Genomic DNA, 11,912 nt, shown 5'->3' on the forward strand with positions numbered 1-11,912 from the left:
GGCCGGGACGCCGCGGCCGGCGGCACGGGCGGGGCGCGCAGGATGACCTCCACGCGGGTGCCGACCTGCGGGGCGCTTTCGATCGTGATCTCGCCGCCGATCAGATCCACCAGCTTGCGCACGATCGACAGACCCAGCCCCGAGCCGCCATAGCGCCGGGTGACCGAATTGTCGGCCTGCTCGAACTCGCCGAACACGCGGGCGAGCTGGTCTTCGGTCATGCCGATGCCGGTGTCGCGGACCGTCAGGTGCAGCCGGTCGTCGCGCAGGTCGATGGCCAGGATGACCTGACCCGAATCGGTGAACTTCAGCGCGTTGCCCACCAGGTTGTGGAGGATCTGTCCGATGCGGGTGGGATCGCCGAGCCGCGCGACGCCGGCCGCCGGCGTCGCCGTGACCACGAGCGCGAGGCCCTTCTTGCGCGCCGCCAGCCCGTGCAGCGCCTCCACCCAGCGGCCCAGGTCGGTGGGCACGAAGGGTTCGGGCGCCAGCGTCATCTTGCCCGACTCGATGCGCGCAAGGTCGAGGATGTCGTTGATGATCGTCAGCAACGCCTCGCCGGAATCGCGGATCGTGCCGACCATCTCCGCCTGCGCGCTGTCCAGCGGGGTGCCCGCCAGCACTTCGGACATGCCCAACACGCCGTTCAGGGGGGTCCGGATTTCGTGGCTCATGTTCGCGAGAAAGGCCGATTTCGCCCGATTCGCCGCCTCGGCCGAGCGGCGGGCCTGTTCCAGCTGCAGCTGAACCCGGCGCTGGCGCAGGGTCTGGGCCGTCAGCCCCGCCGTCGTCAGCACCAGAAGCGCCAGCACGCCGACCGTCCCCATGAAGACCCGGCGTTGCAGCTGCCCGATCTCGTCGCGCTGCAGGTCGCTTTCGGTGTTGAAGAAGTGCAGGATCTGAATGGCGAAATTTCGGGTGTCCGCATGCAGCGCGGCAATGTCCTCCAGCAGTGGCGGCAGCCCCGCCACCAGCGCCGCGTCGGTCCCGTCGATCAGCGCGACATGCCGCCGAAGGAACGCCCGCAGCGGCTGGCGGGTGCCGGTGGTATCCTCGAACCGGCGGAATTCGCGGCCGATCAGGCCCTGGTCGATGATGTTGCCACGGCTGTAGAGAATGTCGAACCGGGTCCGCAGCTGTGCCAGCGCCGCCGGGTCGCCACCGCGGGCGGCCGTGGCGGCGAGCCACAGCCGCAGCACATCCACCTCCAGCTGGGTGGCGGTCCAGTAGACGTTGTCGCCCCCGGCGGCGCGCAGTTGGGAAAACCGGCGGTCGGCCTGAACCGCGAAGGTGACGACCAGCACCACGGCGATCGCCAGCGCGGCCAGCATCAGCGGACCGATCGCCCAGGTGATCCCCTGGCGCACGTCGCCCGTCCCGGATGCCCACAGGCGCATCCTGCCTCAGCGCTCCACCAGCAGGTGGCTGACTTGCCAGACGCTGCGGGCATAGGTGGTTTCGGTCTGGAACGCCGGGACCTCGTCAAAGGGATAGATCAGCCAGAACGGCCCCTGCGCCCGCAACGGCATTTCCGCGCCGTCGCGCAGGAAGGCCAGCATCGGGGCGACGCCGGTGATCTCGGTGAAGTCGAGGGTGGCGCGGTAGCTGTCCAGCGCCAGCACCGTGACGGCACCCGCGCCGCCGTCGATGCCCGCATGCAGCAGCAGGTCGCGCAGCAGCACCCCGGTGTAGCGGTGCACGGCATCGGTCCAGACCGTGCCGGTCACATATGTCGTCTGCGGCATCGTGCGCAGCGCGGCGATGTCGATGCGCCGGGCTGCCGCGGTGGCGCTGTCCCGCAGCAGAAAGGACGCGGTCTGTGCCGAGCGTTCGCCGGCCGTGGCGTGCCCCCCGATCATCGCGCAGCCGAGCGCGGCCGCGATCAGGCCGAGGCAGCATCGACGACGGCCGAGGCCAATCCGTTCGGTCATTGCAAGCTCCGTTGTCGGCCCCGTCCCGGTCTGGCCCGATCTGGCCCGATCCGCGTCAAGGATACGCGATTTGCATCGATCACCAACAATTTGTCTGGGCAAATTCAGGCTCTGGACCATCTTGCGGCAAATTGACGAACAGTCTGTTAGCCCGACCCTGTCAAAATGGAGCGGGCAGGGTATCCCGGCGGCGCAGGCGATCGGGTCGCCGCGGTCAAGGGGCGCGCAGTGGTGGAACGGGGACGCAGGACGATGGGACAGCTGGCGGGCATCCGGCAGGGCATGATCGGGGCCGTTGTGGCGCTGTGGGCGGCGGTGGCGCAGGCCGACACGCACACCGACCTGACGGTGGTGTGGGTGTCCGGCGACCGCACGAAGGTGCACAGCATGGCCGCCCTCAGGGCGCTGGATCCGGTGACGCTCACGACCTCCACCCCCTGGACCGACAGCGCGCAGCGCTTCGAGGGGGTTCCGCTCGCGCGGCTGCTCGGCTCGCCCCGTCCCGGGGATGGGACGCTGCGGCTGGTGGCGCTGAACGACTATGTGGTGGAGATGCCGCTGGCCGATGTGGGCGACACCCTGCCCATCGTCGCCTACAGCCGCGACGGCCAGCCCATGTCGATCCGCGACAAGGGGCCGTACTGGGTGATCTATCCCTTCGACGACAGCCCCGACCATCGCTCGGAGACGCATTTCTCGCGCAGCGTCTGGCAACTTGTGCGGATCGAGGTCCATCCCTGATCGCCCCGCCGTTCAGCCGTGCAGCGTCCCCCACCGCGCCAGCAGCGCCTGTTGCAGCCCGCGCGCGCGGGTGGACCAGGCGCGCGCGCCCACCGGCGCCTCGCGCTGGGCCGTGGGGATGCGCCTGCGCGCGTCCAGGTCGGCGGAGAAGATCGCGAACGCCAGTTCCGGCCCGCCCGGCGGCTGGATGTAGCCCGCAAGTCCGCTGACGAAGTTCAGCGTGCCGGTCTTGGCCCGGATCTGCAGCGGGTTGCCGGGGATCTCGCGCCCGTTCGCGTCGCGCAGGGGCATGTCGCGCAGCACGTCGCGCAGTTGCCCCGCCACGCCGGGCGCGCACAGGGCGGCCACCATCTGCGCGGGGCTGATCCGCGACGCCTCGCCCAGGCCCGAGTGGTCCACCAGCCGCATTCCCGCCACGCCCAGCCGCGCCTGGGCCCAGCCCGCCATCTGCGCGCCGGACTGCGGCAGCCCGCCGGGGCGCAGGCCGCGGGCCTGAACGGCGCTCAGGCCCACCGCCTCGGCGGTCAGGTTGTTCGACCAGCGCAGCATGTCGCGCGCGACCTCCTCCAGCGGGGCCGAGGCGTGCTGGGCGACCACGGTCCCGGCGGGGGGCGCGCCGTTCGCCACCACGGGCGCCGGCAGGGTCACGCCACGGTCGCGCGCCAGCGCGCGCAGCACGTCCCCGGCATACAGTTCGGGGTGGCGGGTCGGCAGCCAGCGGGTGCCGCTGTTGCCCAGCGCGGGGCCGGCCACCGTCCAGGCGTCCCCGGCGCCGGTGTCGCGGTGGGTGAACAGCGGTCCCTGCCGCGCCACCACCTGCATCTGTGCCATCGACACCCGCACGGTGTTGCGCGTCGCGGGGGCGTCCATCGCCGCCGCATGCCCGCCGCCCGAGCGCTGCCAGCGGAATTGCACCCGGTTGTGGTTGAGGTTCAGCCCCGACACCGCCGGGTTGTAGCCGACATGGTCGGGCTGGTCGGGGTCGATGCGCGCGATGCGCGGCAGGGCGGCACCGTTGACGATGAAGCGCCCGGTGATCCCGGTGATCCCGCGCGCCCGCAGCGCCTGTGCCAGATCCGCCAGATCGTCGGTGTCCAGCGTCGGATCGCCGCCGCCCACCAGCACCAGATCGCCCGCCACCTGCCCGCCCGACACCGGCCCCGTCGCCACCAGCCGGGTGACAAAGCGGTGCCCGCGCCCCGGCGCCTCCAGCGCGTACAGCGCCGTCAGCGCCTTGACCACGCTGGCGGGCGGCAGCGCGAGGTTCGGCTCGGCGGCCTCCAGCAGGCGCCCGGTGCGCGCATCGGCCACCGCATAGCCCACCCGCCCGCTGATGCCCGCCGCGTCGATCAGCGACTGTGCCCGCGCGACCACCGTGCCATCGGCCATGCGTTCGGGCCGCAGCGGCGGCAGGGGCGCGCGTGCGGGTGCGTTGGCACACGCCGGCAGCGCTGCTCCGGCCATCAGGGCGCCCACCATCCAGCGTCGCGTCACATGCCGCACGTCCTGCCCCCCTGCACTCGCGCATGGGCCGAGTAAACGCGACCCGACCTGCCCGGGCAAGCCCCTCAACCGCCGCGGTCGAGCTTGGTGGACAGGTGGATCAGGCTTTCGGTGGCGCGCACGCCCGGAATCGCGCCGATGGCATCCAGCACCGCGTCCAGCGCCGTGGTGGAGCCCGCGGCCACCGCCACCAGCAGATCGAATCGCCCCGAGGTGGTGTGCACCCGCTCCACCTCCGGCAACGCCTTGAGGCGGGCCACGGTGGGGGTCTGGCTGCGCGGCTCGATCGACAGCAGGACGGTGGCGCGGATGCGGTCGGGGCGCGCGCCCTCGCCCAGCCGGACGGTGTAGCCGGCAATGGCGCCCGACCGCTCCAGCCGCTCCAGCCGCGCCTGCACGGTGGAGCGCGCCAGCCGCAGCCGCCGCGCCAGCGTCGCCACCGACACCCGCGCGTCCGCCGTCAGCTGCCCCAGCAGGGCGCGATCCGTGTCATCCATGCAAGGCCCGTCGTTTTGTATGTCCGTTTCGTCATATTGCCCGTGATTTCACGCGAATCAACGGTTTTGATCGGTGAATTCGTCAATCATACGCCACATCCTCGGATTGCGCGGGGGCTGCCCCCGACGACCGGCCATCTGCACGCACTCAGGAGGGTGACATGGGTCTTGCCAAGACAATCTGGGATACACCCGCCGATTATCTGCACCACCGCGCCGAGGCGGAGGCGCCGGTGCTGTTCTTCGCGCCCGCCGCGTTGCAGGGCATCGCGCGGCGGTTCATCGCGGGCTTTCCGGGTCTGGTGACCTATGCCGTCAAGGCCAACCCCGACGCGGAGGTGATCGCCAACCTTGCGGCCGCCGGGGTGCGCGGCTTCGACGTCGCCTCGCCCGAGGAAATGGCGCTGGTGCGCCGCCTCGTGCCGGATGCGGCGCTGCACTACAACAACCCCGTACGCTCGCGCCGCGAGATCGCGCAGGCGGTGGCGCTGGACGTGGTGTCGTATTCGGTCGATTCGCACTCCGAGCTGGCCAAGCTGACCGAGGCGCTGCCGGCGGGGACCGAGGTGACGGTGCGCTTCAAGCTGCCGGTGTCGGGCGCGGCCTATGACTTCGGCGCCAAGTTCGGGGCCGAGCCCGCGGCGGCGGCGGCCCTGCTGGCCGAGGTCGCGGCGCACGGCCTGACGCCGGCGCTGACCTTCCACCCGGGCACGCAATGCACCGATCCGCGCGCATGGGCCGCCTACATCCACGCCGCCGCCCGCATCGGGCGGGATGCCGGCGTGCGGGTGGCGCGCCTGAACGTGGGCGGCGGTTTCCCCTCGCACCGCCGCGCGGCCGAGGCGCCGGCGCTGGACGCGATCTTTGCCACCATCGCGGCGGAAACCGCGGCGGCCTTTGGCGACGACGCGCCCGCGCTGGTGTGCGAGCCGGGCCGCGCGCTGGTGGCCGATGCCTTCACGCTGGCGACCCAGGTCAAGGCGGTGCGCGACGGCGGGGCGGTGTTCCTCAACGACGGTGTCTATGGCGCGCTGGCCGAGGCGCCGGTGATGGGCCTGCCCGACCGGATCGAGCTGCGCGCCCCCGGCGGCGCGCGTCGCACCGGCTGGCCCCGCCCGCGCGAGGTGTTCGGCCCCACCTGCGACAGCATCGACCGGCTGCCGGGCCATGTGCCGCTGCCCTGCGACATCGCCGAGGGGGACCATCTGCTGTTTCACGGCATGGGGGCCTATTCCACCGTCACCAACACCCGCTTCAACGGGTTTGGTGGGCTGTTGCTGGTCACGGTGCTGGAGCTGACCGACCGCGCATCCTGATCCGGCGCGGCCTTGTCGCCGCGCTTGACCGGCCACGCCACGGGTTGACCTCGGCGGCGTGGCGGGCCATGTCTCGTCCCAGTTGCGAGGGATTTGCAAGAATGCGCCGCCGTTCCCGGCCCGCCCCATGAGTGGACTGCTGCCTCTGTTGCAGTCCGGCATCGTGCAGACGGTCGCGCTGGGGGCGGCGATCCTGGGCGTCGTGGGCGGTGTTCTGGGCGTGTTTGCGGTGCTGCGGCGCCAGAGCCTGATGGGCGATGCCCTCAGCCACGCGGCCCTGCCGGGGGTGTGCCTGGGGTTTCTGGTGGCGGGCGCGCGCGATCTGGGTGCGATCCTGACGGGCGCGTTCCTGTCGGGGGCGCTGGCGGCGCTGACGGTGATGCTGATCGTGCGGCGCACGCGGCTGAAGACCGACGCCGCGCTGGGCATCGTGCTGAGCGTCTATTTCGCCGTCGGCGTGGTGCTGCTGACCCATGCGCAGGCCACCGGCGGCGCGGCACAGGCGGGGCTGGCCACGTTCCTGTTCGGACAGGCGGCGGCGATCCTGCGGGGCGATCTGTGGATCATGGGCGGGGTCACGGCGCTGGCGCTGACGCTGGTCGTCGGGCTGTGGAAAGAGTTCAAGCTGGTGGCCTTCGACCCCGACTTTGCCCGTGCGCTGGGCCTGCCGGTGCTGGCGCTGGAGGCGGCGCTGACGGTGATGGTGGCGATGGCCATCGTGGTCGGGCTTCAGATGGTGGGCGTGGTGCTGATGGTGGCGATGCTGATCGCGCCGGCGGCGGCGGCGCGGCAGTGGACCCGTTCCCTGGGCGGCATGGTGGTGCTGTCGGCGGTGTTCGGCGCGGGCGCGGGTGTGACCGGGGCGCTGATCAGCGCCACCGGGCGGGGCCTGCCGACCGGGCCGGTGGTGGTGCTTGTGGCGAGCGCCGTGGTGGCGGTGTCGCTGGCGCTGGCGCCGGGGCGCGGGGCGGTCTGGCAGGCGGTCGCGGCCCGCACGCAGCGGCGGACCCTTGCGGCGCGCCGCGTCATGATGACGATCCATGACCTTGGTGCCGCGCACGGCGATCCCGCCTATCCGGCCGAGGGGGGGATGCTGGACGCCTTTCACGGCACCGCCACCCGCCCCGCCCTGCGTCGGCTGGAGGCGCGCGGCCTCGTGCGCCCTGTCACCCACCCCCCCGAGGACAGCCCCCACTGGGCCCTGACCGAGCGCGGCCAGGCCGCCGCCCGCGCGGTGCGCGACGACGCGGGGGCGCCATGATTGCTGCGGTCTTCGACTCGATCCCCGCGATGATCGTGCTGACCGGCGTGCTGGTGGGGCTGTCGGGGGCGCTGCTGGGCTCGTTTCTGGTGCTGCGCGGCTCGGCCATGCTGACGGATGCGATCAGCCATTCCATCGTGCTGGGGATCATCCTGGTGTGGCTGGCCACCAGCCAGCTGTCGGGGCCGGTGCAGGTGGTGGGCGCGGGGCTGGCGGGCCTCGCGACCGTGATCCTGTCCGAGGTGCTGGGCCGGTCGCGGCTGGTGCGGATGGACGCGGCCATCGGGCTGGTGTTCCCGGCGATGTTCGCGCTGGGGGTGCTGCTGATCAGCCTGTACGCCCGCGACGTCCACATCGACGTGGAGACCGTCCTGCTGGGCGAGATCGGGTTCGTCTGGCTGCACACCGTGCCGCTGTGGGGCGCCGAGGTGCCGGTCACGGTGCTGACGCTGTCGGCGATGCTGGCGATCAACCTGGCCTTCGTGCTGGCGCTGTGGAAGGAGCTGAAGCTCTCGATCTTCGACCCCGGGCTGGCGGCCGCGCTGGGGCTGGCGCCGGTGGCGGTGGGGTATGGGCTGCTGGCGCTGACCTCGGCCACGGCGGTGGCGGCGTTCGATGCGGTGGGCGCGGTGCTGTTCATTGCCTTTGTCATCGTGCCGCCCGCGACGGCGTTCCTGCTGACGCGGCGGCTGGCGGTGATGGTCGTGCTCGCGGCGGCGGTGGCGGTGGTCTCGGTGCTGTCGGGGTATCAGCTGGCGCGGCTGTGGGATGTCTCCATCGCGGGGATGATGGCGACGATGACGGGGGTGTTCTTTGCCGCAGCACTGGTGGCCGCGCCCGCCGACGGGCTGCTGGCGCAGGCGCTGCGGCGCCGGACGCAGCGGCTGGACGCCGATTGCGCGGCACTGGTGGCGCATCTGGCGACCCACGCGGGCACCCCCGCGATGGCCGAGGAAAGCACCATGCGCGCGCTGGTCGACCACCTGCGCTGGCCGGACGCGCGCGCGCGCGCGGTGGTGCTGAGGGGCCTTGATCGCGGGCTGATCCGGCGCGACGGGTCGGGCCTTGTCCTCAGCCCCAAGGGCGACGCGATGGCGCGCGCGCTGCTGGCGGGCTGAGGCCGCTCAGCGCTCGCGCTCGCTCAGGCGCTTCTCGATCGCCTCCAGCCGGGCCAGCACCTCGTCGCGGTAGGCGTCGGTCTTGACCACGTCCTCCTCGTGGTGGGCGTCCTGCATGGAGTTCACGATCAGACCCACCAGCAGGTTCACCACCGCGAAGGTGGTCATCATGATGAACGGCACGAAGAACGCCCAGGCGTAGGGGTAGACCTCCATCACCGGGCGCACGATGCCCATCGACCAGCTTTCCAGCGTCATGATCTGGAACAGCGAATAGGCCGAGTTGCCGAGGTCGCCGAACCATTGCGGAAAGGCGTCCTGGAACAGCTGGGTCGCCATCACCGCGCCGATGTAGAAGATCATCCCCATCAGCAGGAACACCGACCCCATCCCCGGCAGCGCCTTGAGGAACCCCTCCACCACGCGCCGCAGGCTGGGCGTGACCGACACCACCCGCAACAGCCGCAGGATGCGCAGCGCCCGCAGCACGCTGAACGCGCCCGAGCCGGGGATCAGCGAGATCCCCACGATCACGAAGTCGAACAGGTTCCAGCCTGAACGCCAGAACGCCAGCCGCTGCGCAAACAGCTTCAGCGCGATCTCCACCACGAAGATGCTCAGGCACAGGCGGTCGGCGATCCGGATCGCCGGTCCCACCCTGTCCATGATGCCCGCGGATGTCTCCATCCCCAGGATCAGGGCGTTGAACAGGATCACCGCGGTGATGCCGTGGCGGACGGTTCGGGTTTCCAGGAACTCGGCGGTCCGGTGGCGAAGGCTCATGGCGTCCTCGGCTGGGTGGGCATGGAGGGGCGAACGGGCCGGGTATGCGGCCATCGCGGCGGCACCGCAAGCGCCGCCATGGGGCCGGCTCAGCGTCGAAGTCGGCGCCGCAGCCGCGCTGCGGCGGATAGCCCCGAGGCGAGCAGCGCCAGCGGTGCTCCGCCAAGCGCCACATTGCCGAACGCCATCGCGTCGAGGCCCCGTGCCATCCAGCTGCGTCGGCGCAGCCAGGCGGGATCGCCGATGGCTGAGGCCAGCGGGCGAGCGGCGGCGGCATAGGGTGACAGCTCGAACGACACGAAGTGGAGATAGCGGGACAGGTCCGCACGCGGATCCGGGGCGGTGGCGAAGTCCCACGGCTTGTAGCTGCCCAGCATGTGGACGAAGGCCGGGCGCGCGCCGCGCAGCACCGCGATGCGGTGTGCCACGGAAAACCGGCTGGCCCCTTCATGGAGCAGCATCTCGCGCCCCGGCAGGAAGTAGTCGACGGCGCGCAGCGGCCCCTCGTGGGCGAGCAGCGCAGCCCAGAGCGCATCCTGGTCGCCGACCATCGCCATGGGCCGCTGGGCGGCCGGCCGCCGTTGCGCTGCGCGGTAGTCGTCACGCTCCAGCAGGCGCGTCCACGCCTTTATGACCTCGCAGTGGCTACGGTCGGCCAGGATCGAGCCGCTGTTGACCGAATGGGGCAGCCGGCGGAGGTCGTGCAGCCCGAAGCCCCGTGTGCGGATGCGCCCGGCGATCCCCTCGGGGTCGGGGTATTCGCTTCCCACCACCAGCGTGCCGGGGCTGTGGCGCGCCAGAACGGGCGACAGAGGGCCGCACAGGATCACGTCGGTGTCAAGCCACAGCACCCGTTCGTGGCGGTCCAGCGCGCGCCCGATCACGGCGGGCTTCACGTTCCAGTGCCGCCCGGCAAGATCCGGCGTCGGGACGACCGTCACATGGTCCAGCCCCTCCAGCCGCGCGGCCAGCGCGTCCGAGGGGGACTGCACCTCCAGCCGGAGGCCCGGGTCGTGGCGCAGCAGGGATCGTGCCAGCAGTTCCACGCCGACGAACGCCTCCGCACGGTCCTCATAGGTGACGACAACAGTCAATGGTCCAGCCCTTCCGCGTTGCCGTATCCCCTAGCAGGCGGGGACGGGCTGGTCATCGGTGCCGATGAAACCGCCCGACTGCCGGTCCCAGTAGCGGGCATAGAGGCCGCCGCGTGCCAGCAGATCGGCGTGGGTGCCCTGTTCGACCACCCGGCCGTCGCCCATCACCACGATCCGGTCCATCTCGGCGATGGTGGACAGCCGGTGCGCGATCGCCAGCACCGTCTTGTGGCCCATCAGCCGGTGCAGGGCGGCCTGGACCTGTGCCTCGACCTCCGAGTCGAGCGCCGAGGTTGCCTCGTCCAGCACCAGGATCGGCGCATCCTTGAGGAAGGCGCGCGCAAGCGCGATGCGCTGGCGCTGGCCGCCCGACAGCCGCACGCCGCGTTCGCCCAGATGCGCCGCGTATCCGGTGCGGCCCATGTGGTCGCGCAAGCCGCCGATGAAGTCATGCGCCTCGGCGGCGCGGGCGGCGGCCTCGACCTCGCTCTGGGTCGCGCCGGGGCGGCCGTAGCGGATGTTGTCCAGCGCCGAGCGGTTGAACATCGCGGTTTCCTGCGTGACCATGCCGATCTGGCTGCGCAGGGATTCCTGCGTGACCCCGCGCAGGTCGTGGCCGTCGATGGTGACCCGGCCCGCCTCGGGATCGTAAAGGCGCAGCAGCAGCGCCACCAGCGTGGATTTCCCCGCCCCCGAGGCACCGACGATGCCGATCTTCTCGCCCGCGGCGATGGTCAGGTCGATCCCCTCCACCCCGCCGGTGCGGCGGCCATAGGCGAAGTCCACCCGTTCGAACCGCACCGCGCCGGACACCGGCGGCAGCGCCACCGCGTCGGGCGCATCGGTCAGGCCGTGCGGCGGCGTCAGGGTCTTCATGCCGTCCTCGACCTCGCCGAGGTTGGCGTAGATCATCATCAGCGTGAAGCTGACCCAGCCCGTCATCTGTGCCAGCCGGATGGAGATCGCGCCCGCCGCCGCGATGTCGCCTGGCGTGGCCAGCCCCAGCGTCCACAGCCACAGCGTGCCGCCGATCATCAGCACCGGCAGCACCCCCGCCAGCGTCATCAGCGCCAGCCGGAACCACGCCGACACGACGCCGAAGTCGATGGCGCGCTCGCGGAACACCTCCATCGCGCCCAGGGCGGCGCGGTCCTCGTGCTCGGCGGTGGCGAACAGCTTGACGGTCTTGATGTTGGTGATCGCGTCCACGATCTGGCCCGACACCATCGCCCGCGCCCCCGCCCGCGCCCCCGAACGCGCCCGCACCCGCGGCAGGAACGCCCGGATCAGCCAGACATAGACCGCCAGCCACACCAGCAGCCCGACGCTCATCCACCCCGAGATCGCGAACAGCAGAAGCGCCGAGGCGACGATGGAGGCCAGCGCAAAGGCCACCGTGTTGATCGTCTCGGAGGTCACATCGGTCAGGGCGGTGGCGGTCTGCATCTGCTTCTGGGCGATACGGCCCGCGAAATCATTGTCAAAGAACGTGACGTCCTGGCCCAGCGTCCAGCGGTTCAGGCGGCTGTGCACCAGCGGTGCCACGTTCGGCGCCACCACGATCGCATTCGCCGCCGAGGACGCCCCGAACGCCAGCGGGCGCAGCACGACAAAGAACACCACCGCCCCCAGCAGCAGCGGCCAGTTGCCGACCAGCACGCCCCCGGG

At 71.5% G+C, this 11,912-nt stretch carries 11 protein-coding genes; 4 read left to right on the top strand and 7 right to left on the bottom strand.

What is annotated here, in order from left to right:
* A partial coding sequence (locus CCR87_RS08370) for a sensor histidine kinase (RefSeq protein WP_242511925.1) occupies positions 1-1,397 on the bottom strand: 1,397 nt, incomplete at its 3' end.
* 6 nt (positions 1,398-1,403) lie between these two features.
* Positions 1,404-1,931: a putative pterin-binding protein gene (locus CCR87_RS08375; RefSeq protein WP_201157077.1), complete on the bottom strand. Its 528-nt coding sequence runs from the start codon at positions 1,929-1,931 to the stop codon at positions 1,404-1,406.
* Between the two features lie 252 nt (positions 1,932-2,183).
* Between CCR87_RS08375 and CCR87_RS08380 the strand changes: the two genes are divergently transcribed.
* Complete coding sequence (locus CCR87_RS08380) at positions 2,184-2,672, top strand: putative pterin-binding protein (RefSeq protein ID WP_201157078.1); 489 nt, start codon at positions 2,184-2,186, stop codon at positions 2,670-2,672.
* A gap of 12 nt (positions 2,673-2,684) precedes the next feature.
* On the opposite strand, the gene dacB is transcribed toward CCR87_RS08380, so the two are convergent.
* Positions 2,685-4,175 (bottom strand): D-alanyl-D-alanine carboxypeptidase/D-alanyl-D-alanine endopeptidase, encoded by a 1,491-nt coding sequence (gene dacB / locus CCR87_RS08385; protein WP_338048896.1) that lies wholly within the window; start codon positions 4,173-4,175, stop codon positions 2,685-2,687.
* Between the two features lie 65 nt (positions 4,176-4,240).
* Complete coding sequence (locus tag CCR87_RS08390) at positions 4,241-4,672, bottom strand: Lrp/AsnC family transcriptional regulator (protein WP_201157079.1); 432 nt, start codon at positions 4,670-4,672, stop codon at positions 4,241-4,243.
* Between the two features lie 161 nt (positions 4,673-4,833).
* On the opposite strand from CCR87_RS08390, the gene CCR87_RS08395 reads away from it, so the two are divergent.
* The 3 genes from CCR87_RS08395 to CCR87_RS08405 all read left to right on the top strand — a co-directional run bounded on the left by CCR87_RS08395 (position 4,834) and on the right by CCR87_RS08405 (position 8,367).
* Complete coding sequence (locus tag CCR87_RS08395) at positions 4,834-5,988, top strand: alanine racemase (RefSeq protein ID WP_201157080.1); 1,155 nt, start codon at positions 4,834-4,836, stop codon at positions 5,986-5,988.
* Positions 5,989-6,115: 127 nt separating this feature from the next.
* The gene (locus CCR87_RS08400; RefSeq protein WP_201157081.1) at positions 6,116-7,249 is read left to right on the top strand and encodes a metal ABC transporter permease; all 1,134 of its coding nucleotides are present in this window, start codon (positions 6,116-6,118) and stop codon (positions 7,247-7,249) included.
* Entirely contained in the window at positions 7,246-8,367 is a 1,122-nt protein-coding gene (locus tag CCR87_RS08405) for a metal ABC transporter permease (protein WP_201157082.1), read from the top strand. Before CCR87_RS08400 ends, CCR87_RS08405 begins: the two co-directional genes overlap by 4 nt.
* A 6-nt stretch (positions 8,368-8,373) precedes the next feature.
* Here CCR87_RS08405 and CCR87_RS08410 read toward each other — a convergent pair whose 3' ends face one another.
* The 3 genes from CCR87_RS08410 to CCR87_RS08420 form a co-directional block, all read right to left on the bottom strand.
* Positions 8,374-9,150, bottom strand: a complete 777-nt coding sequence (locus CCR87_RS08410) for an ion transporter (protein WP_201157083.1) — start codon at positions 9,148-9,150, stop codon at positions 8,374-8,376.
* Positions 9,151-9,239: 89 nt separating this feature from the next.
* A complete protein-coding gene (locus tag CCR87_RS08415) occupies positions 9,240-10,244 on the bottom strand; it encodes a hypothetical protein (protein ID WP_201157084.1) in 1,005 nt (334 codons plus the stop codon).
* Between the two features lie 30 nt (positions 10,245-10,274).
* A partial coding sequence (locus CCR87_RS08420; protein ID WP_201157085.1) for an ABC transporter ATP-binding protein occupies positions 10,275-11,912 on the bottom strand: 1,638 nt, incomplete at its 5' end.

Origin of the sequence: Rhodobaculum claviforme (assembly GCF_016653255.1) — a bacterium.
In the GTDB taxonomy this organism is placed as follows: domain Bacteria; phylum Pseudomonadota; class Alphaproteobacteria; order Rhodobacterales; family Rhodobacteraceae; genus Rhodobaculum; species Rhodobaculum claviforme.